Origin of the sequence: Mycobacterium ahvazicum (genome assembly GCF_900176255.2) — a bacterium.
Classification (GTDB): domain Bacteria; phylum Actinomycetota; class Actinomycetes; order Mycobacteriales; family Mycobacteriaceae; genus Mycobacterium; species Mycobacterium ahvazicum.
Genome location: NZ_FXEG02000003.1, coordinates 530,540 through 553,175 on the forward strand (window position 1 = coordinate 530,540; position 22,636 = coordinate 553,175).

The window sequence follows — 22,636 nt, forward strand, 5'->3', positions numbered from 1 at the left end:
GCTCGCGGAGCTGCTGCTAACGTCGCACGACGCCGGTTCGAACTGGCCGCGCGTGGTGCGGCCGCGGTGTGAACTCCAGCGACAGCAATACCGGCAGCGCCGCGGGAATATGGCCGGCGCGCAGCAGGACGTATCGACGCTCGCCCAGCGAGTGGTACTTGCGGAGATACCGGTATAAGGACTCGAGCCGGATAAATGGGTCCAGCAGATGAATCAACCGGTACGCGACCCGCTGCATCCCGCCGGGATGGGCGGCTTGGAAAATTTCCGGAAACGCTGCGAACGCGAGCGAAAGCCTTTCTGCATTCTGACTTTTCGCCGCGGTAATCATGTCGACGGTGAGTCGCTCGTCCACGCCGTTGGGAGCGTCCGGTTGACGGTACGGCACATCGAGACTTACTTCCGTTCCGCGCCCGGCGGTCGCATATCGGTGAAAAGCCACTACCCGACCGTCGCGGTCCCGGGCGATCGCCAACTTGATCCCCGGGAATCGGCCCTGCAAGGCTGCGTCCAGAGTCATACAGAACCCGCGCTCGGTACCGGCCGCGTGATGCGCGGCGTACAGGACCTCGGTCAGTTCGTCGACCAGCCGGCCGCAAATCTCCTGCTCGTCAACGATTTCGGTGGTAATGCCGTAGTTGTGGGTGCGCTGCACACCTTGCCGCAGGTTACGAAAGCGTCTCCCCTTCAGGGTGAAGTGACGAACGTCAACGACGACATCGCGCCCGATCGGGACCTCGAGCTTCAGCCGTCCACCCGTCTTCGTACGCCAAAGTTTCAGATGCCGTTCACCACAGGCTAATACGACGATCCGCCAGCCCCGACTGCGGCACATGTGGGTGAAATCATCCACCAACGCCTGGAATTGGATATCGTCACCGATCGGGTCGCCGCTGACTACGGCGAACCCAAGCCGGGTGCGATAGGCGATAGCCGCGGTCTTGTCGAGGTTGAAGTAATAGCTCTTGCTCGAGTGCATGGCGAATGGCGCCAAGGGATCTCCGTGCGTGGCGTCCACGAGAGTCCACACCTGAGGCAACAACTCGGGCTGTGCTCGTGCCGTCGCGGGCCACATCAGAGCGAGTCCACTGCCACCCAGCAGAATGTTGCCCAGGGCCCCGTATGACAAGAAATGCGCACCGAGACCTAAACACACGCTCGCCGCCGCGGCCATCGCATGCCTACTCGTCACCGGACGGCCGAGAAAAACCCCTCGCGCAATCAATGCCACCGCGGCAAGTAACGCAAGTGACCAACCGAATCGGCCGGGCGCGACCGGGCGGTAACCGAAGTGGTCACTGACGACCAGCGCCGCCGTCCACGCCACGACACCCAGCATCGTCAACCCGCAGACCAAGCGGCCCATCCGAACATCGCTTTTGACCAGCACCCGCTCGCCGGCGTTCACCATTGCAGCGTCACCACTTCGGTGCTTGATCTTCACTGGCGGCCCTATTCGCGAACGACGAGAACTGAACATTCGGCGTGATGGAAGAGCGGGTGCCCGGAGGGGCCTACCAGTTGCGCCAGCGCAGCGGCCTCGGCGGCGCCGATCACGGCGAGTTGCACTCGCTCCTCGTTGACGCGCAGGAAGCTGGCGATGGCGTACTTGGTGGTAATCGGGTATACGCGCACCTCGGGATGACGGCGCTGCCAATCCTGTACTCGCCGTTCGAAAGCGCCGTCGGCTTGCTCGGTCAGGTCTTCGGGCCGCCCCCCGAGGACCAACAAGGGCGCCGTGCGCAATTTCGCCTCCCACGCAGCGCACTCGATGATGCGGTCGTTGCCGGGTGCGTCGGTCATCCGCACCACGATCCAGTTGATGTCGGGTGGCGGTTGGTCCGGATCCGTCCGCAACACCGCAACGGAGCAGTGGGCCTTTTCGGCGAGTTCCGTTGCCGTGGAGCCTAAGAGGGCGCGGGCGTAGCGCCCGATGCCTGTCGAACCGACGCAGATCAGCTCGGCATCGCGCGACGCCTCCACCATCACCGATCCAGCCGGTCCGCGCGGAATGTCGGTTTCGATTTTGACAGGCTTCTGGCCCGCCTCGATCGCGGATTGTGCGTCACGAAGCGATTTCTCGGCGTGCTCGAGATCGCGGGCGTAGTCGTCCGGCGATGAGTGCGTCTGCTTGATGACCGAGATCAGCCGGAGCGGGACGGCGCGCTCGATGGCCTCATCGACAGCCCAGATCGCGGCGGCGATCGCGGCCGATGAACCGTCGATACCCACGACGATTGGTTTCATGGTCCCTATTCCTTCCCCAGCCACCAATGCCGGCTTACCCAGCGCCGGAATAACTACCCACGTCGTGCTGATCGGCGACCCCGTCCGTTGTCGGCCGGGCTAGCCGATAGACCTCGATCAGGCGTGCCACATCACTTGGCGTGACGATGCCGACGACCGTGCCTGCGTCTACGACCAGAGCGCGACTGCGAGGACCGGCGGGCGCCATCCGACGCAACAGATCTTGAAGCGGCTCTTGCGGAGTGGCAGTCGGTACGCTCTGCAACGGAAGGGCGATCGCGCCGACGCTCGTGGTGGTGCGCTGCTGGGGTGCGAGTTCGCGCAACTGCCGCAACGTGACCAAGCCGGTGATCGATCCGTTCGGGTCGGCAACCGGGTACGCCGAGTGGCGATCGCCGAGCACATAACGCTGGATGAAATCTTCGACCGTTATCCATCCGGGAGCGGTATGCGGCTGCGGGGTCATCACCTCGGCAACGCGCACTCCCGCGAAGATCTGCTGACTGGTCGCCTGCGCCTCTTCTTCTCGAGCGGCGACGAAGATGAACCAGCCGATGAATGCCAGCCAGACGCCACCGATCATGCCACCAGCGAGAAACTCAGCCAGCCCCAACACAATCAGGACGATTGCGACCACTCGTCCGGCACGTGCCGCGCCGATGGCCGCGCGCACACTGTCGCCGTGGCGGTGCCACAAGTAGGCGCGCACCAACCGCCCACCGTCCAGCGGGGCACCGGGCAACAGGTTGAACAGTGCGAGCAGCAAGTTGATGCTGGCCAGCCACCAGGCGACGCTGCCGATGATCGTCGGGGCGTGCAGGGTCGACAGCGCCACCGCGATCCCTCCGAACACCGCCGACAGGACCAGGCTGGTGGCTGGGCCCGCCAATGCGATGCGAAAGGCGGCCTTCGGACTCTTCGCCTCTCCTTGCAAGCTCGTCACACCGCCGAAAAGCCATAGTGTGACGTCATCGACGGGCACCCCGCAGCGACGGGCCAACACCGCGTGGGCGAGTTCGTGGGCCAACAGCGAAGCCAGCAGTACCACCGCGCCGCACGCTCCGGCCAACCAGTAAGCCGGCCGCGAATATCCTGCAACGGTGTGGGGCAATGTGGTCGCCAGGCTCCAGGTGAACAGCCACAGGATCACAATCACGCTCCAATGAACCCGCACCGGGAAACCCGCAAATCGTCCCAACGGAATTGCCTCAGACACCGAACCTCCGAAAGCGTGTGTATCGCATGACTCGAAGGTCGGCCAGCGGACCTCCGGACTTCATCCGATCGTCTTCGCACGCGTTTGAAAAGGGACCGAAGTCCCATGTGGCTGAACTAGGGACTTAATGCCCTAGCACCTAGTGACTTTCAGCGAGAGGTAACCGGCCTTCCGGCGCTACAGCGGCACCGGTGCAGCGGCCATTGTGGACACATGGGCACCTGTCATGCCGGCTACGCGGGTAGAACCAACGGGTCGGCTCTCGGCGATGTCCCTGAGTTCTCCGCCCGATCGCTGCAGGACGTCGCGAGCGCACCGCTTACCGACGTGATGGGCTCGTTGCATACCTCTCAAGAGGGGCTCTCCTCAATCGAGGCGGATACCAGGCTGGCATCAATCGGACCGAATTCGGTTCGGACTCACCGAGTCAGCGCTCTGGCAGTGCTTGGCCGTCAGTTGAATAACGCGGTGTTGGTGCTCTTGGCGGTGACCGCGATACTGTCCTTCTTCCTGGGCGACGGAACACAAGCCATCATCATCGGCATCATTTTGTTCATCAGCGTTGGCCTTTCGTTCTTCAACGAATACCGCGCGGAACGGGCAGCGGCCGCTCTGCACGAGCGGGTCCGTCATACCGCTGTGGTTCGCCGCGACGGCCAGTTCGGTCGTGTCGACGTCACCGCTCTGGTCCCCGGGGACGTCATCCGCCTCCAACTCGGCGAACTGGTGCCGGCCGACGTGCGACTGATCACGGTGAACGGACTTGAGTGCAACGAAAGCATCCTCACCGGCGAATCGGCGCCGTCGGAGAAGTCGGCGGAGCCCGCCGCACCGGATGCAACCATCACCGACGCATCCAGTTTGGCGTTCATGGGCACCGTGGTCAGTGCGGGTGAGGCGACAGGCGTGATCTTCGCGACGGGCGCCGCCGCCGAATTCGGTCGCATAGCAGTCGGCTTGGGCTCGCGCCAGCCGGAGACCGACTTTCAGCAGGGACTGCGACGCTTCTCCTATCTGCTTCTGAAAGTCGCGTTGACACTTACCGTCATCATCATCGTCAGCAATCTGCTCCTGCGACGGCCGCTGATCGATGCGGCGCTGTTCGGATTGGCAATCGCGGTCGGCATCACGCCCCAATTGCTTCCCGCTGTCGTCAGCACGAGCCTGGCCTCGGGTTCACGACGGCTGGCCCGTCTGAAGGTCCTGGTGAAGCGCCTCGTGTGCATCGAGGACCTCGGCGACATCGACATATTGATCACGGACAAAACCGGCACGCTGACCGATGGCCGCCTCGACTTGATCGACGCCGTCGATGTCCGCGGTACCCACGCAGACTCGGTGCTGGGTTCCGGCTTACTCGCCGCCGATGTGGACCCGTCGGCAGGCGGGGTAAGCGCGAACGATCTCGACGCCGCCCTGTGGCGTGATCGGCCCCCCATCGCCGGGGTCACCCGCTTGGCGACGTTGCCCTTCGATCACACCCGACGGGCCACCTCGGCGCTCGTCGATGGCGAAGGTGGTAGGCGCATCGTGGTAAAGGGCGCACCCGAACAGGTCATGGCACGCTGCGACGACGTCACCGAAGCCGCGCACCGGACCTTGACGCGGTTGTTTGCCGACGGACGTCGGGTCGTGGCGATAGCCAGTAAACCGGCGCCGGGTCAGGAGACGTTGTGCGTAGCCGACGAGGCGGCTTTGACACTCGAGGGCTTCCTGGTCTTCGCGGACAATCCTAAAGCCGACGTGCATGAATCATTGTCACGACTCAAGGCGCTGGGCATCGAGGTAAAAGTGGCCACCGGCGACAACGCCAGTGTCGCCGAAAAGGTCTGCAACGACATCGGATTACCGTCGAAGGGCACGATCAGCGGCGCCGAGTTGCAGCAGCTCAGTGACGAAGAACTCACCGTGGCGGCGCGCAACCACACGATCTTCGCACGCATCTCACCGGAGCAGAAAGCCCGCGTTATTTCGTCGTTGCGCAATTCCCAGCGATCGGTCGGTTTTCTCGGGGACGGAGTGAACGACGCCCTGGCCCTTCATTCGGCGGACGTCGGCATCTCGGTCGATACGGCCACCGATGTCGCCAAGGACGCCGCCGACGTGGTCCTCCTGGAGAAGGACCTCGGCGTGCTGGCCGACGGTGTCGCCGAGGGCCGGCGTATCTTCGCCAACACGATCAAATACGTATTGATGGGCACCTCAAGTAATTTCGGCAACATGTTCAGCGCGGCCGCGGCGTCGGCCGTTCTTTCGTTCCTGCCGATGCTGCCGAGCCAGATCTTGCTCAACAATCTGCTCTACGACACCTCCCAGCTCGCGATTCCCACCGACCGGGTGGACGAAGAGCAGTTACACGCACCCGCACACTGGAACATCGCGTTTATCCGACGGTTCATGCTGTCGTTCGGGCCGATCAGTTCGTTGTTCGACTTCCTCACCTTCGGCCTCATGCTTGGCGTCTTGAATGCGGGGCCGATCGAGTTTCGCACCGGCTGGTTCGTGGAATCCCTTGCTACCCAAACGCTCATCATCTTCGCGATTCGCACCAGGCGGGTGCCGTTTCTGCGCAGCAGACCGGGCGGATTACTCACCGCCGCCACTTTGTCGATAGTCGCGCTCGGCGTGATCCTGACGGTGTCGCCGCTCGCCGCCAACCTTGGATTTCGGGCGCTGCCGTGGCAATTCTTCGCTGCGCTGCTAGGACTCACCCTCACCTACATGGTCCTCGTGGAGATCACCAAGAAATGGTTCTATTCGAGTCCGACGCACATCGGGGACCGGCTGCTGCGGACCCGGGGAACGGCCCACCGCATTCACCGGCGAGCTGCCCGCTTCAGCCATTCGGGCCCACTGCCATCGCCGACCGGCTAAGCGGCGCAGTGATGCTCGAAATCCACGGTCTCGGGACTTTCGCCCCTACCGTGGCCGGTCTGCAAACGATCGGATGTTTGCTATGAGCATCGCGCTATCGACGCACCTGAATACGGACTTTGAGCGCGCGGTCAAATACGCCCGAGAAGCCCTTGCGCAACAGGGGTTTGGCGTGCTAACCGAAATCGACATCAAAGCAACGCTCAATACCAAGCTCGGCGTGGAGATTGAGGATTATCTGATACTCGGTGCGTGTCACCCGGCTTTGGCGTACCAAGCGATCAATATCGATCGAGAGATTGGACTGCTACTTCCCTGCAATATCCTGCTGCGTGCCGACCAAAGCAACCCAGGCACGATAATCGTCGAGGCGATGGATCCGAGGCTTTTACTGGAGGTAACCGGCGAATCGGCGCTCATCGCGATCGCCGACGAGGTCACCGCCAAGCTGGGCGCCGCCATCGCCTCGCTCAATGCCAGTTGCGGTTGATTTCGTCTACTGCCATTCCGATCACGTCCGGAATGGCACGCGCGACCTGTGGAGTCAAACCGATGCCGTGATCGGTAGCCGCGATGTCGATGGTGAACACGACAAGCTCGTCGGGTACTCGATTTCCAAGCGCCTTACCGAGCGCGTAAGTGCGGCCGATATCCACCGTGTGCGAACTCAATGCGCCGCAAGAGTCGACCACATCACCGACCGAGCAGCGGCGGATGTAGCCCGGCGTTGGCGGCGACGAAACCGTGCCGTCGATCACTACGGCAAGCCGCGCCCCCGACCACGCATCGAGCAGGCTCAGCGGCTCCGCAACGCCGGCTACTACGCAAACACCGGGCAAGTCAAGGTCTTTGAGCGCCACAGCGGCGACGATGCCCACCGCGTCGTCCTTGCGAAGGATGTTACCGAGGCCGACAACGACCACCTCGCCGGTCAATGATGCTCAACCCGAAGCGTCAAGAAGTGCGTCGAGCAAGAGATGCAGGGGTCGTAGCTGCGGATTACTTTCTCGCACAGCATGGTCAGCGCGGCATCGTCAAGGGACAGATTGTCGAAGACGGCGCGGCCCAAGTCGGCCTCGATGGCCGCTTGGTTCTGCGACGTTGGCGGAATCATGGTCGCGGCGGCAACAAGTCCATCCGTGTCGATCTCATATCGGTGATAGAGCAGGCCGCGAGGCGCCTCGCTGACCCCGTGTCCGATACCACTGCGGGCTCCAACGTCAACAAAAGGGTGTGCCGGACGCTGATACTCGGCGATTATCCGTAACGCCTCTTCGATCGCATACACCACTTCGACGGCGCGGACGACTATGCTGCGAAAAGGATTTCGACATTCCGGCGGTAGTCCGGCGCTTGCAGCCGCCTGGGCAGCGACCACCGATAGTGCCGACGAGTTCAACGAGTATCGCGCCAACGGCCCGGTCAGGTAGCGACCGCCATCGAGGGTCGCGTGCAGCGCCGTGGAATGAGGCACCTGAGCTTCGGCGATGTGGCTGGTGAAATCGGCAACCGGAAAGGGCAAGCCCACGCTGCGCGCGATGGCACCGTTTTCGATCGGGTACCGGCCTGTCGCCGTGAGTGCCAGAAACTCGTGTTCAACTTCCAGGTCGGGGAACTCAAAGCGCGATACCCACTCGACGGTGGCCAGTGCGTCGTCCAGCGCTCGGCGCAACTGCTCAGCGATCGGCGCGAACTCCAACCGCGTTGGCACGGAATAGAAGCCGCCCAGCCGGACGTTCACCGGGTGTATGGCGCGACCGCCGACGAACTCCATCAACCGGTTGCCGGCCTTCTTCAGGGCCAGACCCCGCTCCACGGCCGCCGGGTGATCGCGTGCCATGCCCACGATGTCGGAGTAGCCGAGGAAGTCCGGCGCATGCAGCAGGTAGATGTGCAGCGCGTGGCTGTTGATCCACTCGCCGCAGTACAGCAACCGCCGCAGCGCGACGATATCCTCATCCACCTGGACGCCGCACGCGTCTTCGATCGCATTACATGCACTGACTTGATAGGCCACGGGACAGATTCCACAAACCCGGGCGGTCAGGTCCGGCGGCTCCGTATAGGCGCGCCCACGCAAGAACGCCTCGAAGAACCGGGGCGGTTCATAGATATTGAGCTGCACGCTCTCGAGCTCGCCAGCCCTGAGCGAAATATTCAGTGCGCCTTCGCCTTCCACCCGCGTCAGCGCGTCGACCCGCAGACTGCGGGTTGGTGGTGTCATTCCTTGCTCCGCTCGGCGGCGAAACTGGCGACATTGAATGTCGAGAAAACCCGGTCGACGTCTGCGTCGGACATACCGTCGCGGCGCAGCAGTGGAATGAGCGTAGCGGTCTTGGGCGCCGCGGACGGCCCGAAACAGCCATAGCAGCCGCGACGATGTCGCGGGCACAGTGCTCCGCAGCCGGCGTGGGTGACTGGTCCGAGACACGGGGTACCGTCGGCGACGATAACGCATGTCACCCCGCGCAATTTGCACTCGGTGCATACCGTTTTGGCCGGCAGTCGCGGCTTGCGCCCGATCAGCAGCGCCGCGAGAGTGTCGAGCAGCTGTCCGCGGTCGATCGGGCACCCCGGCAGCTGGTAGTCCACCTCGACGTGTGCCGATGCGGGCGTGGAGGTGGCCAGTGTGTCGATGTACTCCGGGTTGGCATAGACGACCGAGGTGAACTCGGCGATGTCGCCAAAGTTGCGCAGCGCCTGCACTCCCCCCGCGGTCGCGCAAGCGCCGATGGTGACCAGCAGTTTCGATTGGTCCCGGATTGCCCGGATCCGTTGTTCGTCGTGTCGAGTAGTAATCGAGCCTTCGACCAGTGACACGTCGTAGGGGCCGCCGACCGTCGCGCTGGAGGCCTCGGCGAAGTGAGCGATCTCGACGTGGTCAGCGAGGGTCAGGAGTTCGTCTTCGCAGTCGAGCAGCGTCAACTGACAACCGTCGCACGAGGCGAACTTCCATACGGCCAAGCGGGTTCGGGCCATCAAAGCTCCTTCACCGCCAGCAGTGGTCCGGCTACGTCGTAGCCGACAACCGGGCCATCACGGCACAGCAGGAGCGGACCGAGCTGGCAATGGCCGCACCACCCGACCCCGCACTGCATGTTGCGCTCCAGTGACACGCGAATATCCTTGGCGGCCAGCCCTTTCGCGATCAGTGCTGCCGCCCCGAAGCGCAGCATCGGCTCTGGTCCGCACAGAAAGGCCGTGGTGCGATCGGCATCCAGCTCTAACCGGCTCAGCGGCGCGGTGACCAATCCGACCTCGCCCTTCCAGCCGGGCGTCGGCGCGTCGACGACGAGATGCAGTTCGATTTGCGGTTCGGCAGCCCACTTTTCGAGCTGGGCCGCGAAGACGAAGTCGGCTCGGGAGCGCGCGCCCGCGATCAACGTCACTTTGCCGTAGCGCGTGCGCTCGGCCAGCGCCCCGAGCACGGCGGGACGCAGTGGGCACAATCCGACGCCGCCGGCGACCATGACCAGGTCTCGCCCGGCGGCCTCGGCCAATCCCCATGACGTACCGAACGGACCCCGTATCCCGATCACGGCGCCGGGTTCGGCGTCGTGCAGGGCACGGCTGACCGCACCGACGGCGCGGATGGTGTGGGTGATCGACCCGTCGGTGACCGTCGGGTCACCGCTGATCGAGATCGCCGCTTCGCCTACACCAAAGGCGTACAACATCATGAATTCCCCCGGCTGCGGACTGCGCAGTGCTTCGCCGAGCGGGACCAGCGTGAGCGTCGCCGAATCGGGGCTCTCCACGACGCGGCTGCGCACTCGATAAGGCACCGGCGCCATCGCGGAGTGTACAGCCGGCGCAGCGCCGGTCACCGTGTCAGTCATCGTTCGCCGTCCGGGCCATCTTGTTCATCTCCGCGGTGATGTCGATCCCGGTGGGACACCAGGCAATACATCTTCCGCAGCCGACACAGCCGGACATCCCGAACTGGTCGTGCCAGGTGCTCAGTTTGTGGGTCAGCCAATGCCGGTAGCGCGATGCACCAGACTGACGAACGCTGCCTCCGCCGTGGATGAAGGTGAAATCGAACTCGAAACATGACGCCCAGTGCCGCCACCGCTCGGCATGCTCTCCGGTGAGGTCGCTCACGTCCTCGGTGCTCGTGCAAAAGCAGGTCGGACACACCATCGTGCAATTGCCGCACGTCAGGCAGCGGCTTGCGACTTCGTCCCACTGCGGAGACTCTCTCGACTCGATCAGCAGGTTACGTAGGTCCGCGTCCGGCATCTGCCGGCCCATCCGATGAGATGCCGATTCGACATCTGCTCGCGCACAATCGATTTCCTGCCTTTCGGCGAAGCGATGCGGTATCTGCGCGAGCACGTCTTCGCCCTGCGGGCTACCGATGTCAACCAGATACGAAGCAGTAGCACCCTCCAACCGCTCCGTGAGCGCGAGGTCATAACCGGACCCGACCGCGGGACCGGTACCCATCGATGCGCAAAAGCAAAGTCCGCCAGGCTCAGTGCAATTCACCGCGACGACAAAGGTCCGCTGCCGGCGTCGGACAAAGGAGTTGTCGGGATGTTCGGCACGGCCGAGCACGCCGCCGAGGGTTGCGATCGCGGCCAGATCGCACCCTCGCACTCCCAGGAATGCGTATCGGGGGATCTCGTCGTCCTCGTCGACGCTTGTCCCGTCCCGGGTACCGGCCCACAGTCGCTGCCGCGGTGGATGAAGGAACTGTTTCCAGGACTGGGGGCCGGCCGAATGCCCGAATGCCGCGTCATCCTCGCGCCGGCGCACCCGATAGTGTCCCGGGCGCACATCTACACCCCAGCCACGGGGCAGATCGTTCGCCGACTCGAGCTCTGCCAGCACGATCGCGTCGTCCCGCAGTGTCGGTCCGATCACCCGATAGCCCCGTTCGATCAGCACCTCGACGAGACGATGCAATGCAGCCGCGTCGAACACTGCGACCTGAGAATCTTCGCCGGCCATCGACATATCATCCGTCCCGTGGGTTGCGGTGCATAGAGGCGTTCGTCTCAAGGAATCGTCTTGCCGCCGTCTGCCTGCAGGCAACTCAGCTCCCGACCCCATTGGGCGTCGCGGGCGCGATGGAGCCGTGAACGCACGCTGATCACCAGGGCTGCCACCCCGACAGCGATAACCAGCACCGTCCCCAGGGCGGCGGCGAACGCGTCCCCCACCGCCTGCCAGGTCGGGGTGGGCGGCGTCACGAGATCGCCATGCATATCAACCCAAACCGTGGTGCGATCGCCCAACGCGGCAGCATCGGCAAGTTCGAGTTGACCGGTGCGCTCACCCTGCGGGGCAGGCCACTTCGCCTGCACGAGCGTGATACCCGAATCGTCGTTCGAGGTCTGCGTAATCGTTGCCGTGACCGTGTGACGCTGATGCGCCTGTTGGACGTAAACCCGGTCCCGAACACCGTAGGTGATGCCGGCCGCCACTCCGGCGAAGGGAATCGCCATCAGAGACACAACGAACGCGATCAGTGTGACCAAAGCTTCCATGCGGTCGGATCGGCGAAGCAGCGCGTTGCGGCCGAAAATGCGAGCGACCGACCAGTGGCGCGGGTCAAGCGTGAATGTCTCCATCTCAACTTTCCTGCGCAACGGAGTGTTTCGCGTTTGGCGCCTACTCGCCGGCATCTGCGAGGTCCGACATCCACCCGACGAAATCGGAGAGTTCGCGCCGCGGTGTCGATGGCAACGGATCCGCATTGATCGGCGCCCAGCCCACCCGCAGCAGCATTTGTGGATAGCTGTCGCTCCCGAAAATCTCGGAGCGCACCGCCTCGCGTGTCTCAGCGACTTCGAGGGGTTCGGTCACCGGGCAACTGGCCAGGCCCGTCGACGTAGCGGTCAGCAGAACAGCACTGGTGGCCTCGCCGGCGCGCAGCCGCGCCAACCGGTCGTCGGCACGCGTTCCGAGCGCGAGAACCACGGCGTTGTCTTCGGCGGATGACGAGCCGGGCGGCTCGGCGAGTACGGGACCTGCGAAGTACCGGCCAGGAATCGTGGCCTCACGATCGGACTTCGGCGTGTTGCGCGCCGGAACGCCGGCTAAAGAGCCGTAGCGGCCGCTCCACTCCGTGAGCTCGGCGAGATACTCGTGGTTCATGTGATCCCACACGGACTGCGCCACGATCTTGTTCAGCTTGTCGGTGTCTTCCACCCGGCACAGCGTCACACCGTGGCGCGCCGAACGCGCCGCCATCAGCGCGATGTCGCCGACGGGTACCTGCCAGGAGCTGTAGTGCCGGCGGTCGGTTCGCCGCCGGGGTATCGCCGCGGCGAGCGCAATGTCGGAGGAGTCAGCGGTGTGCTGTGAAAGTTCAATTGCGGCAAGGTGGTTCGGGTCCGCCGGGTTGGGCAGGCGGGACACTTTGGCGTGCCATCCGACCGCCGCGAATGCGACGACGCAGTGATTCAGCGCCGCGCCGCAGCTCAACATCAAGTCGCGCCCGTCCGGATCGGTGTTGGGTAGTTGCCGGGTTGCGTCGGAGTAGAGATGCAGACTCTGCTCGCCCACCAGCCACCGCCAGGGTTGGGTGTTGTGGACGGAGGGGGCCCGAGATGCCAGTGCCAGGACCGTGCGAATCGTGCCCGCATCAGGAAAGTGCGCATTCATGGCAGTCGCCCCTTTCTGAAAATTCTGATGTCAACGATTCCGGGTTTACCGCCACGGGACGAGGGAATGACGACCTTGATCCGAGGGACTTTGTGCCACGCCCGGTGGGAGAGACACGCTGACCGAGTTCAGCTAGGCCGCCGACGCAAGCGTCACTTCAACGGACAACTGGTTGCCCACGGCATAGGCAGCAGACCAGTCGCCGACGCACGCTGCTCGCGCGAGGTCCTCAACCAGCGGACTGTAGGCACCCAGCTCTCGCAGCCACTTCGTGACGATGGCTGCGATCTCGTCACCGTGCACATGAACCGTACGGCCACCGTGCAGGCGATCGGTCACGCAATACATCCGCTCCCCATGCGTCGTGTGCTTTACGAATCTCATCGCAGCCTCCTCCACCGGCCTTGAGACCAATCCGACCAGTCGATCGATGCGGCCGATAGAGGCGAACGAAACCGGCCAGCGGTGCTTCGGTCGCATCGAGGACCACGCCGAAGTCCCTGTCTGGGGGGCCTTTGGTCCCCGGACCCGGGAGGCCCAAGGTCCTTCGACGACGACCACAGATCACCTTGTTGGACAGTGCTTTTCGTGACTGCCGATCTCATCGTCGGCTAGCACGAAGTAGTTCTCTTCTTCCTGCACGAAGTGCAACCGCAGCAGGGTGTACAGACCGTAGAGGCACGCGAGCAAGTCATGGACTTGCCCCGGCTGAATCTCCCCTTCTGCTTGCGCAATCGCGAGGTGCGTTCCGATGCGATCGGAAAGCCTACGGATCTCGGCGTGCGTCCGACTCATTGTCGGGGTGGCTTGGCTGCCCAACGGCTTGGCCAGCGCCGGGTAAAGCTGGGTTTCCTCGGCCAATTCGTGGGGCAGCACCCGATCGATCAATACCGCATGGGCCGCGGCAAGCGATTCCAACGCCACGGCGTCGGGACCCGCGACGAGCCGATCCGCACTGTCGCGGAGCAGCCCGATGGCGTCGCGCAGTTCGTCGTGTTCGGCGGAGAAGCGTTGCAGCAACTCCTCGGTGCCGGTGGCCAACGGCACCTCCGTTTCCGGGTTGCCTCGCAGAGCCCGCAACGCGTTGACGATCACCGCGACATCAATGCCTTCTTGCAGCAGGGCGCCCGCTGCCGGCGGGAGCCAACCCAGTGCGGCAATCCCCATCGCGAGCACGGACAACGTCATACCGATGACCGCACTTTGCACCGCGATCCGCCGAGACCACCGGGCAATGTCCATCGCATCGGCAAGGCGATCGATGCGATCGGTGGTCAGCACCACGTCGGCGGCTTCCGAGGAGGCAGTGGCGCCGCGGGCACCCATTGCCACCCCGACAGTGGCGGCGGCCAATGCGGGAGCGTCGTTTACTCCGTCACCGACCATCACCGTGGCCGCCCGTTCACTTTCGGCGCGCACTGCGGCGTACTTGTCGGCGGGTGTCTGTTCGGCAAAAACCTCGTCCAGTCCCAAGACGGTAGCGATCTCGCGGGTGGGCTCGAATCGGTCGCCGGTCAGCATGATCAACCGATTCAGTCCCGCCTCGCGCAGTCGTCGTACGGTGCGCGGCGCCTCTCGGCGCAGCGGATCTCGCAGGAAGACAGCACCCAACGCCTGATTGTCGGTGCAGACCCATGCGACGGCTGAGCCGTCGAGACGAGCGCGATCGAGCACCGTGCGTGTCCATGCGGCGGTCACCGCCTCGGCGGGGAGTTTGCCGACAGACAACCGACGTCCGTCGACGCTGGCTACGACACCAGTGCCAGGCTGCTCGAGTACATCGACGGGCAGCGACAGCCGCAAGCCGCGGCGCAGCGCTTCGGTGACGATGGCCTCGGCCAGGACGTGCGGAGAAAACTGGTCGACCGATGCGGCCAGTCGCAGCACCGACGTCGCGTCCTGACCAGGAGCGGCTATCACGTCGACCACCGTCGGCCGTCCCACCGTCAGGGTGCCGGTCTTGTCCATCACCAACGTTTTCGCACGGCCGAGGTTTTCCAGGACCCCACCGCCGCGGATGACCACGCCGTCCCGAGTTGCCCGGGACAACCCGGAGACAATCGCGACCGGTGCCGCCAGCAGCAGCGGACATGGAGTCGCCACCACCAGCACCGCCACGGCGCGCACCGCCGAACCGCTCGCCAGTCCCGCGACGGCGGCGACTATCAACGCCGTAGGAAGAAACCACGCCGCGTAGCGGTCTGCCAACCGCACAATGGGCGCGGTCTGCGCACCTGCCTGTTGCGCCAATCGAACGATGCCCGCATACGTGCTCTCCTCGGCCGTTGCGGTCGCATCCAGTTCGAAAGGGCTGCCCGCGTTGATCACGCCGCTGCGCACGGGCTCACCGATGCCGCGTTCGACGTGCAGCGATTCGCCCGTCAGGGCGGACTCGTCGAGTACCGCCACCGCGTCGGCAACCCGCCCGTCCACCGGCACCACCTCGCCGGGGCCGACGACCAGCACGTCGCCGGCACTGACGTCAGCCAAAGCGATGGTGGTGACCTGCGTGCCCGTCCGTCGCCGGGCGAATCGTGGGGCGCGCTCGAGCAGGGCACGCAAATCGTGTGCCGCGCGACGCTCGGCCGCCGAATCCAGCGCACGGCCACCCGCCATCATCACAGCAATCAGCGCTCCGGCGAGATACTCACCGACCAATAGGCTCCCGGCCAGCGACAACACCGCGATAATGTCAACGCCGCCGCGCTTGCGCCGCAATCCTGACACCACCCACACCGATGCCGGCGCGATCGCGACGGCGGTACCGGCGATCCAGCAGCCGTCGGCCAACTCCCGCCAGCCGGCCAGCCAGGCGACGCCACCGGCCGCCAAGGCGGCCAACGTGAATACCGCCAAGATTGGCTCGACCAACGAGCGCGCCCGAAGGATAAAGCGGCCAGCGCAACGGCTGCCCATGACAAACCCCTTCGGCTACAATGACTTTCGGAATAAAGTCGATCAGTCGCCGGGTTCTCTGGCAAGTGCCGTAATACCCGTTCGTCGCGGGTCTTTGGGCCGTAGTGGTCCGTTACTCGCGTTTGTCGCTTGGTGCTGCGCCATCCGCGCCGGTCGCCGGCTGCCGCCGTGCCGCCAACGCGCCGGCGATCGAGGTGGCCGCGACCGTCAGCAGGGCGCCGAGCATCAGCGCCGAACCTTCGCCCGGCGCGAGCAGGTTTTCCTGGTTCCCGATCGTGGCCGCGGCCACTGGCACACCGAGCTGGGCGGCCGAGAGCACGGCCAGGCTTATCGGCTGGCCGAGCAGCCTGCCCACGCAGTGTGCCGACACGGCGCCCAGCCCCAGTGCCACGCCCAACAGAATCAATTTCGGGTGCGCGCCCAGCTCGCGCACGTGCAGCGAGGCGCCCAGCCAGACGAAGAACAACGGACCGAAGAACCCCTCGGTGATCCCGAACAGCTGGCGCGCAAGCCGTCGCGGCTCGCCCACCGACGCGATCACCAATCCCAATGCGAAGCCGGCCAACATGATCGACACGTGGGTGCTGAGTGCGAGTGCCGCTAGTGCGAACAACACCAGTAGATTCGTGCGCAGCTCCAGCGCGAATTTGTGATCCTCGGAAAAGTCGTGCGCGCGCTGGCGCCAGCCCCGGCGATCGACCGCGAGTAGAACCAGGTAAACCAGTCCCGCACACGCCGCGATCGCCAGCGCACCGAGTGCTGCCGTCGGCGCTCTGCTCAGGTCGATCACCAAGGGCAGCAACACGACACAGGCCGTGTCAGCGATGGCGATCTGTGCCGTGAGCGAGAGCACGGACGGCCCCTGCAGGCGCAGCGAGCCGATCACCGGTAGTGCCAGCGCCGCCGATGACGACGTCATCAGCACGGCGTACAGTGCCGCGTGGCCGGTACCGAAATACCACGCCAACGCCACACCAAGGGCCGTTGCGACGACGCCGCACAGCACCGCTCGCGCCAACGCCCGCGGCAGTGCCCCGCGCACGTCAGGATTTCGCACCGGCACATGGGTGCCCGCGACGAACATCACCAGCGCGAAGCCGATGTTGGCGAATAGCTGAAAGGTCGGGTTCGACTCGTCGAGCACACTGAAACCGGTTTTGCCGAGCACGAGTCCCGCGAGCAGCTCACCGACGATCAGCGGAATCCGCAGGCGCGGCAGCGAAGCCACCAGCGGGCCGGCAAAACCCACCGCGGCCAGCAGCGCCAGCGTCTCGAAGCCGAACCCCGACATCTCAGTAGCCCCGCGGCGCGATCAGCCGACCACCTCGAAGATCGCCGCGGCCGACGTCACGGCCTTGTCCGCGTTGCCCTCGTCGTGCAGCAGCATGCGCACGCCGATGCGTCCGGGACCGCCGGCATGGGCGGTGCCCGCCACCCGGAACGGCCCGGCCTTCCCGCGGGACATGAACATGACGTGCCAGCTGACGACCTGCAGCTTGCGGGTACAGGCGAGATCGGCGGCCAGGTCGATCGCCGCGGTCTCCAGCACGACGTGCTGGGGCCCGATGTGCAGCGCCGCATCCGGCGAGGCGAGTTCAGCGCTGAGCGCGGGCAGTATCCAGTGTCCGTCGTCGCGTCTGGAGGCCCCGAAGGCAGCCCACAGCGGCGGCAGCTCGGGCGAGTCCTCGACAACCAGCTCGGTGCCCGAAACATCCATCCTGTCAAGCCCTTCCGGCGGGATCCCAATGATCGCGCCCTGGCCCTCGTTGAACGCGATCACCCGGTCCGGGTTGTCGGCGTCGACGATCTTGCACCGCCCGTACCCCATGGTCCGGCCTTGGTGCACGATGCCGGAGCCGACGATCTCGACGGCAGAGACGTCGTAACCGGGGTCGATGATCTGCACCGACGCGATGACCGGATTGGGCACCGCGACCATGTCGGTCTGACATCCCTCGGGCGACGAGATGGCCAGCGGTGCAACCATAATGCCGCCTGCCTCGTTGCGCATGTCGCGGCGGATCACGACGGTGTCGTCGACGTCGCCGATGTCCATCGACGAGTGCTTGCGGCCGATGTAGCGGTAACTGAGCAGACCGGTCCACCGGCGGTACAGCTCATCGCGATAGGCATCGGCGTCGCCGGCCAACTCTCGGATGTCTCGCAATTGGTCGCTCACTTATGGCCACCTCTCCCCGACTTCGGTCCGTCAGGACAGTCTGTTTCGCCGCACCTGGTTGAACGGCACGCCGCGGTCGGCGGCGTACTCGCGGGGAAAGTTCAACACCCGCTCGCCGATCACGTTGCGCGCCATTTCGGTGGTGCCGCCGCCGATGCTGGCGATCTGGCGGCCCAGATACCGGATGCCGATATCGAGCAGCTGCGCGTCGTCCTCGACGACCGCGGAGGTCCCCGCGACGGCGATCGCGGTATCGATTTCGACGTCGTGGACCGCGGCCATCTGCAAGCGAATGATCGATCCCGCGGTCGGCGGCAGCGCACCGCCGGCCACGGCGTGGAAGACGTGCTCGCTGAGTTGACGCGCCACCGTCCGGTGGACCAGGGCACGTCCGATCATCTCGCCGACGCGTTCGTCGTCCAGCTGGCCGGTCTTTTCGGCGAGCGCCAGTAGGTCGATCGAAACGTCTTCGGCCTCAGAGATTCCCGGGCCGCTGGTGTACTCCGAGCCGTCGCCCATGCTGCGCCGTTCGTGGTAGAGCTGTCGCGAGGCGACTTCCCACCCCTTGCCCGGCTCGCCGACGACGGCTTCGTCGCCCACCTCGACGTCATCGAAGAATTCCTCGCAGAATTCGATGGAGCCGTTGATTTGCCGGATGCGGTTGATCGTTATTCCGGGGTGCTTGAGCGGCACCAGGAACATCGTCAACCCTTCGTGTTTTGGCGCGTCCCAATCGGTCCTGGCCAGGCATAACCCGTAGTCCGCGGCGAACGCCCAGGTGCTCCACGTCTTGGCGCCTTTGATGATCCACCGCCCGTCCCGGCGGTCGGCACGGGTGATGACGCCCGCGAGGTCCGATCCCCCACTCGGCTCAGACAGCAATTGGACCAGCACCTCGTCGCCCCGCAGCGCCGCGGAGATGTGGGTGCGCTTCTGCTCCTCACTGCCCATGTCGAGGATGGTGGCGCAGCAGATGGCGAAGGACGGCACGTTGAGCAGCAACGGTGTTTCATAGCCTTGCGCCTCGGCGTCGAAGGCCTTCTTGTACTCGTAGCCCAGTCCGAGACCGCCGTACTCCCGGGGAAAGCAGATGCCAGCGAATCCGCCGCCGTACAACGTCTTTTGCAATTCGCGCGCCCGGTGCCAGGACACCTCCGCATCGCGTTCGAGAAGCGCCGCTTCGGCGGGACCCTGCCGCGGCATGTTCTCGGCCAACCAGGCCCTGGCCCGGCGGCGAAACTCCGCTACGGTCTCGTCGATCACCAGGCGTGCCGAATTCGTCTGTGCGTCATCGCCGCTGACCTCCCGACACCGTTGTCGTGCCCAAACCTCGAGCGTGTGCTGGGCGACCGTACAGCGCCCGGCTAATGACTGTACACATCGACGTCCTGCCGCCGCAGTGTCAACGAGTACGCGTCCACCGCTTTGAGTCTGCGCCCACGGCGAGAAATCTCGGAAATTTGCGCCCTAGGCGCAGGCTCGACGCATTCGCCGCCCTGCCGATTACGCGTCCGGGGCTGATATGTTTGGGAATCGGCGCTATTTTAACCGGCGATCGGAGGATCGGCGCATGGCCGCTGCCGCAACGGGTTTCGACGTTCCGCGGTTTCGCGATTGGCTGGCCGAGGCAACCGGCGAGCCGGCGGACGTATCGGTGGCGCCCATTCGCGGAGGCGGCAGCTGCGAGATGTTCCGCATCGACCGGCTGGGGCAGGCCTGGGTGGTGCGCCGGGCGCCACTGGCCACGGTCTCGGACACCGCTCACCAGGTGATCCGCGAGGCGCGCATCATGGAGACGCTGGGCGCCGCCGGAATACCGGTGCCCACGGTGCTGGCTCGCAGCGAGGACCCCGCCATTCTGGGCGCGCCTTTTTTCGTGATGTCCTACGTCGACGGTGGCGTGATCCGCCGCGACGGACTCCCCGAAGCGCTGCACCGGGCTCCGTCGTCACACCACTTGATCGGCGAACAGCTGATCGACACCCTGGTCGCGTTGCACTCGGTCGACTGGATGGACACGGCACTGGCCGAATTGTCGCACCCGCAGGGGTTTCTGCCGCGCCAGGTCGATCGGTGGCTCGCGCAACTGCAGAATTATCGAACCCGCCCGCTGGACGGCGTGGACGAGCTCGCCGGCTGGCTGCGCGAGAACCTGCCCAACGACGGCGATCTCACCGTCATGCACGGGGACTACAAGCTGGACAACGTCATCTGGTCACCCGCGCCGCCACCACGGATCGCCTGCGTCGTCGACTTCGAGATGACGACGGTGGGCGATCCCCTGATCGACCTGGCATGGGCGATGATCTTCTGGCCCGAGGCAGGAAATCCCATTGCGCTGGGGTCGCCGGACGCAGCGCACGGCATTGATCGCGACCATTGCCAGACACCGGATCAACTGATCGAGCGTTACGGCGAGGCCACCGGCCGCGATTTGTCACAGTTCGGCTGGTATCAGGTGTTCAGTGCGTGGAAGCTGGCGATCGTCCTGGAGGCGTCCTACGCGAAGTTTCTGCGCGGCGAGTCCCGCAATCCCGTCCATGAGTTCTTCGGAGCGGTGATCGATGAACTGCTCAGCCGCGCAAGGAGGTTCGCGCAATGATCGACGAGCTGTTCGACGTCGCCGACCGGGTCATCCTGGTCACCGGCGGCAGCCGCGGACTAGGTGCCGCGATGAGTGTCGGGCTGGCCGCGCGCGGCGCACGAGTGGTGATCGCCAGCCGGAAAATCGAGTCGTGCGAGGCACTAGCTGCCACGATCACCGAGTCGGGCGGACAGGCCCACCCGTTGGCCTGCCATGTCGGTGATTGGGAGTCTCTCCCCGGCATCGTCGAGACCACCGTTTCCCGGTGGGGCCGACTGGACGGCCTGGTCAACAACGCCGGCATGAGCCCGCTTGCGCCCTCGCTGCTGGAAACCTCAGAGGTGTTGTTCGACAAGGTGATCGGCGTCAACCTGAAAGGCCCAACCCGGTTGACGGCGCTGGCTGCCACGGCAATGGCCGCGACCGGCGGTGGATCGGTCATCAACATCAGTTCGCTGGCGTCGGTGAAACCCACTCCCGTTACTACGGTCTACGCGGCGGCCAAAGCCGGCCTCAACGCGCTGACCACCGCCTCGGCCATCGAATACGCCGGTGTGGGCGTGCGGGTCAATGGGATCATCTGCGGGACCTTCGATACCGACGCGGCGTCGGGCTTCGTCCGCGACCCCGACCTGCTGCCGGAACTGGTCCGCCGCATCGCGCTTCGTCGGGTGGGCCGGCCTGACGAGATCGTCGGAGCTGTCGTTTATTTGCTCTCCGACGCGTCGAGTTACACCACCGGGTCACTGATGACCATCGACGGCGGTGTCTCCGGCTGATCAGCGGCACCGCTTCGCTGCGGCATCGACGCCCCGGCCTCGGCGCGCACCCCGGAGATCACCCACTCGACCAGCCGGGGAAAATTCCGATCGATCTTGGCTGTCTCGGACTCCGAGCGCTTCGGTTCGCGCAGCCCGCGCACCTCGACGATGGAATGATTGATCGTCATGTGCGCCAGGCCACGGCAGCACTCGGTGGCCAGCGGGCGCGGAATTCCTTCTTGCAGAGTGGCTTTGAGTAAGGCGTTGACGTAATCGGCAACGGCGCTGCGGTCGTCGATGGTCATCAGCTCGGTCAGAAACGGATGCGCTCGCAGGGCGTCGTGCAACGCCTGACACCAATGCAGTGCCGTCGACTCCCAGGTGTCGTATTCCTTGAAGTCGAGCTTCAGCTGCGCAAAGTGGCGCGCGACCAGCGCCCTGATCAACGCTTCGCGATTGCCGACCTGCTGATACAGCGTCCGAGGCGAGATCTTCAGTGCGGCCGATAGTCGACGGACGCTGAGCGCCTCGATGCCTTCGGAATCCAGCATGTCCAGCGCGTGGGTGAGGATGTCGTCGGCCGGGATCAGCGGCTTGGCCATCGCTGCATCGTACAAGCCCCGGCCGCGGCGACCCTGCAGGCTAAGCGCTGTCGCGACGAATACCTTCGATCAGGTAGTCGATGTGCGTGGCGAACAACTCGTCGACTTCCTCGCGAGTCACGCCGGCCGGATCGCTGCCGGCCAGGCGGCCCCGCCGGCGCGTCGAGTTCGTGCCCGGCGGATGGTCCATCGCAACGAAACCCACGGCCGCCCAGGTCAACAGGCGGCAGGCCCGCACCGACATATCGGTCGACATACCGTCGCGGCGCATGCTTTTCAGCAGCGGGCGCGATGCTTTCAGATAGGCCGGGCGCTTCGCCTGCAGGAAGAGCCGGCAGTCGGCGGCATCGGTCAGCCGTGCGCGGAGTTGACGGGTCCAGCGGCGCGCGTAGTCCGGCCAGGATTCGTCGCTTTCCAGCTCCGGAGCGAGATCGTCGAGCATGTGCTCGGCGATCGCATCGATCAGCGCATCCTTGTTTCCGATTCTGGAATAGACCGGTGGCGGCGTGACGCCCAACCGGTTAGCCACGCTGCGCATGCTGATCGCGTCCAGGCCACTTTCCCGCATGATTTCCACTGCGGCAGCCACGATCTGGTCCGCGTCCAGCTCCAGTTCGCCGGGCACGTCTTACTCCTCGCAAG

At 64.9% G+C, this 22,636-nt stretch carries 21 protein-coding genes; 4 read left to right on the top strand and 17 right to left on the bottom strand.

Annotated features, from left to right (window positions below):
- Positions 1-16 precede the first annotated feature (16 nt).
- From MAAFP003_RS15180 to MAAFP003_RS15190, 3 genes are read right to left on the bottom strand one after another with little or no spacing between them, the layout of a single operon-like run.
- Complete coding sequence (locus tag MAAFP003_RS15180; protein WP_096291178.1) at positions 17-1,411, bottom strand: bifunctional lysylphosphatidylglycerol flippase/synthetase MprF; 1,395 nt, start codon at positions 1,409-1,411, stop codon at positions 17-19.
- 41 nt (positions 1,412-1,452) lie between these two features.
- On the bottom strand, positions 1,453-2,247 hold the full coding sequence (locus MAAFP003_RS15185) for a universal stress protein (RefSeq protein ID WP_096288194.1): 795 nt from the start codon (positions 2,245-2,247) through the stop codon (positions 1,453-1,455).
- A 34-nt stretch (positions 2,248-2,281) separates the two neighbouring features.
- Positions 2,282-3,463 (bottom strand): site-2 protease family protein, encoded by a 1,182-nt coding sequence (locus MAAFP003_RS15190; protein WP_096288196.1) that lies wholly within the window; start codon positions 3,461-3,463, stop codon positions 2,282-2,284.
- A gap of 213 nt (positions 3,464-3,676) precedes the next feature.
- Between MAAFP003_RS15190 and mgtA the strand changes: the two genes are divergently transcribed.
- A complete protein-coding gene (gene mgtA / locus MAAFP003_RS15195; RefSeq protein WP_096288198.1) occupies positions 3,677-6,337 on the top strand; it encodes a magnesium-translocating P-type ATPase in 2,661 nt (886 codons plus the stop codon).
- 82 nt (positions 6,338-6,419) lie between these two features.
- A complete protein-coding gene (locus MAAFP003_RS15200; RefSeq protein WP_096288200.1) occupies positions 6,420-6,827 on the top strand; it encodes a DUF302 domain-containing protein in 408 nt (135 codons plus the stop codon).
- On the opposite strand, the gene MAAFP003_RS15205 is transcribed toward MAAFP003_RS15200, so the two are convergent.
- The 12 genes from MAAFP003_RS15205 to MAAFP003_RS15260 all read right to left on the bottom strand — a co-directional run bounded on the left by MAAFP003_RS15205 (position 6,808) and on the right by MAAFP003_RS15260 (position 19,310).
- On the bottom strand, positions 6,808-7,272 hold the full coding sequence (locus MAAFP003_RS15205; protein ID WP_096288202.1) for a hydrogenase maturation protease: 465 nt from the start codon (positions 7,270-7,272) through the stop codon (positions 6,808-6,810). The genes MAAFP003_RS15200 and MAAFP003_RS15205 overlap by 20 nt on opposite strands.
- On the bottom strand, positions 7,269-8,561 hold the full coding sequence (locus tag MAAFP003_RS15210) for a Ni/Fe hydrogenase subunit alpha (RefSeq protein WP_096288204.1): 1,293 nt from the start codon (positions 8,559-8,561) through the stop codon (positions 7,269-7,271). Before MAAFP003_RS15210 ends, MAAFP003_RS15205 begins: the two co-directional genes overlap by 4 nt.
- Positions 8,558-9,316: an NADH-quinone oxidoreductase subunit B family protein gene (locus MAAFP003_RS15215; RefSeq protein WP_096288206.1), complete on the bottom strand. Its 759-nt coding sequence runs from the start codon at positions 9,314-9,316 to the stop codon at positions 8,558-8,560. The genes MAAFP003_RS15210 and MAAFP003_RS15215 overlap by 4 nt, the downstream gene beginning before the upstream one ends.
- Positions 9,316-10,176: an FAD/NAD(P)-binding protein gene (locus MAAFP003_RS15220; RefSeq protein ID WP_096288208.1), complete on the bottom strand. Its 861-nt coding sequence runs from the start codon at positions 10,174-10,176 to the stop codon at positions 9,316-9,318. The genes MAAFP003_RS15215 and MAAFP003_RS15220 overlap by 1 nt, the downstream gene beginning before the upstream one ends.
- Positions 10,169-11,299, bottom strand: a complete 1,131-nt coding sequence (locus tag MAAFP003_RS15225; protein ID WP_207768539.1) for a 4Fe-4S dicluster domain-containing protein — start codon at positions 11,297-11,299, stop codon at positions 10,169-10,171. The genes MAAFP003_RS15220 and MAAFP003_RS15225 overlap by 8 nt, the downstream gene beginning before the upstream one ends.
- A gap of 41 nt (positions 11,300-11,340) precedes the next feature.
- Positions 11,341-11,916 carry an Rv1733c family protein gene (locus MAAFP003_RS15230; protein ID WP_096288210.1) on the bottom strand — a complete coding sequence of 192 codons (576 nt, stop codon included), beginning with the start codon at positions 11,914-11,916 and terminating at the stop codon, positions 11,341-11,343.
- Between the two features lie 40 nt (positions 11,917-11,956).
- Positions 11,957-12,952 (bottom strand): Acg family FMN-binding oxidoreductase, encoded by a 996-nt coding sequence (locus MAAFP003_RS15235; RefSeq protein ID WP_096288212.1) that lies wholly within the window; start codon positions 12,950-12,952, stop codon positions 11,957-11,959.
- A 132-nt stretch (positions 12,953-13,084) separates the two neighbouring features.
- Positions 13,085-13,336, bottom strand: a complete 252-nt coding sequence (locus MAAFP003_RS15240; RefSeq protein WP_165796411.1) for a hypothetical protein — start codon at positions 13,334-13,336, stop codon at positions 13,085-13,087.
- Between the two features lie 180 nt (positions 13,337-13,516).
- A complete protein-coding gene (locus MAAFP003_RS15245) occupies positions 13,517-15,868 on the bottom strand; it encodes a heavy metal translocating P-type ATPase (protein WP_096288214.1) in 2,352 nt (783 codons plus the stop codon).
- A gap of 112 nt (positions 15,869-15,980) precedes the next feature.
- A complete protein-coding gene (locus MAAFP003_RS15250) occupies positions 15,981-17,159 on the bottom strand; it encodes a cation:proton antiporter (protein WP_096288216.1) in 1,179 nt (392 codons plus the stop codon).
- A gap of 21 nt (positions 17,160-17,180) precedes the next feature.
- The gene (locus MAAFP003_RS15255; protein WP_096288218.1) at positions 17,181-18,047 is read right to left on the bottom strand and encodes a hypothetical protein; all 867 of its coding nucleotides are present in this window, start codon (positions 18,045-18,047) and stop codon (positions 17,181-17,183) included.
- A gap of 30 nt (positions 18,048-18,077) precedes the next feature.
- Positions 18,078-19,310 (bottom strand): acyl-CoA dehydrogenase family protein, encoded by a 1,233-nt coding sequence (locus MAAFP003_RS15260; RefSeq protein ID WP_096288220.1) that lies wholly within the window; start codon positions 19,308-19,310, stop codon positions 18,078-18,080.
- Between the two features lie 307 nt (positions 19,311-19,617).
- On the opposite strand from MAAFP003_RS15260, the gene MAAFP003_RS15265 reads away from it, so the two are divergent.
- A complete protein-coding gene (locus MAAFP003_RS15265) occupies positions 19,618-20,649 on the top strand; it encodes a phosphotransferase family protein (RefSeq protein ID WP_165796412.1) in 1,032 nt (343 codons plus the stop codon).
- The gene (locus MAAFP003_RS15270; protein WP_096288224.1) at positions 20,646-21,410 is read left to right on the top strand and encodes an SDR family NAD(P)-dependent oxidoreductase; all 765 of its coding nucleotides are present in this window, start codon (positions 20,646-20,648) and stop codon (positions 21,408-21,410) included. The genes MAAFP003_RS15265 and MAAFP003_RS15270 overlap by 4 nt, the downstream gene beginning before the upstream one ends.
- On the opposite strand, the gene MAAFP003_RS15275 is transcribed toward MAAFP003_RS15270, so the two are convergent.
- Positions 21,362-21,994, bottom strand: coding sequence for a TetR/AcrR family transcriptional regulator (locus MAAFP003_RS15275; RefSeq protein ID WP_096288226.1), 633 nt, complete (start codon positions 21,992-21,994; stop codon positions 21,362-21,364). The genes MAAFP003_RS15270 and MAAFP003_RS15275 overlap by 49 nt on opposite strands.
- 40 nt (positions 21,995-22,034) lie before the next feature.
- Positions 22,035-22,619: a TetR family transcriptional regulator gene (locus tag MAAFP003_RS15280; protein ID WP_096288228.1), complete on the bottom strand. Its 585-nt coding sequence runs from the start codon at positions 22,617-22,619 to the stop codon at positions 22,035-22,037.
- Positions 22,620-22,636: the final 17 nt, after the last annotated feature.